Source organism: Rhizobium sp. P44RR-XXIV, assembly GCF_001999485.2.
Lineage (GTDB): Bacteria > Pseudomonadota > Alphaproteobacteria > Rhizobiales > Rhizobiaceae > Rhizobium.
Window position 1 is genome coordinate 1 of record NZ_MPVZ02000008.1, and the last position, 1128, is coordinate 1128.

A 1128-nucleotide genomic window follows, 5' to 3' on the forward strand; every position below is an offset into this window, starting at 1 on the left:
AAAGGAGGCGCAATTCGTACGGATGCCCCCACAGGGTGTCAATATTTAACCAACGAACGAAAAAAGGGGCCCCGAAGGGCCCTGATCCTGCCATCAGAAAAGGGGCCCCGAAGGGCCCTTTCTGATGGCAGGATCAGCGATTACTCGATGATCTTGGCAACCACGCCGGCGCCGACGGTACGGCCGCCTTCGCGGATCGCGAAGCGCAGGCCATCTTCCATGGCGATCGGAGCGATCAGGGTGACAACCATCTTGATGTTGTCGCCCGGCATTACCATCTCTACGCCTTCCGGCAGCTCGCAGTTACCGGTCACGTCGGTGGTACGGAAGTAGAACTGCGGACGGTAGCCCTTGAAGAACGGGGTGTGACGACCACCTTCTTCCTTGGACAGCACGTACACTTCGCACTCGAACTTGGTGTGCGGCTTGATGGTGCCCGGCTTGGCCAGAACCTGGCCACGCTCTACGTCTTCACGCTTGGTGCCACGCAGCAGGATACCAACGTTCTCGCCAGCACGACCTTCGTCGAGCAGCTTGCGGAACATTTCAACGCCGGTGCAGGTGGTCTTGGTGGTCGCCTTGATGCCGACGATTTCCACTTCTTCCTGGACCTTGATGATGCCGCGCTCTACACGACCGGTTACCACGGTACCACGGCCGGAGATCGAGAACACGTCTTCGATCGGCATCAGGAACGGCTGGTCGATGGCACGAACCGGCTCCGGAATGTAGGAGTCCAGGGTCTCTACCAGCTTCTGCACGGCGCTTACGCCGATGCCGTTGTCATCCTTGCCTTCCAGCGCCATCAACGCGGAACCGATGATGATCGGAGTGTCGTCGCCCGGGAAGTCGTAGGTGTTCAGCAGATCGCGAACTTCCATCTCGACCAGTTCCAGCAGCTCGGCGTCGTCGACCATGTCGGCCTTGTTCAGGAACACGACGATGTAGGGAACGCCTACCTGACGGGACAGCAGGATGTGCTCGCGGGTCTGCGGCATGGGGCCGTCGGCAGCCGAGCAAACCAGGATCGCGCCGTCCATCTGGGCAGCACCAGTGATCATGTTCTTCACGTAGTCGGCGTGACCGGGGCAGTCAACGTGAGCGTAGTGACGAACAGCGGAATCGTAT

Annotated in this window: 1 protein-coding gene; it reads right to left on the reverse strand. The window is 59.8% G+C overall.

What is annotated here, in order from left to right; all coding sequences use genetic code 11:
• Positions 1–140: 140 nt before the first annotated feature.
• On the reverse strand, positions 141–1128 hold a 988-nt coding region (gene tuf / locus BSK43_RS00060; protein ID WP_134264914.1), incomplete at its 5' end, for an elongation factor Tu.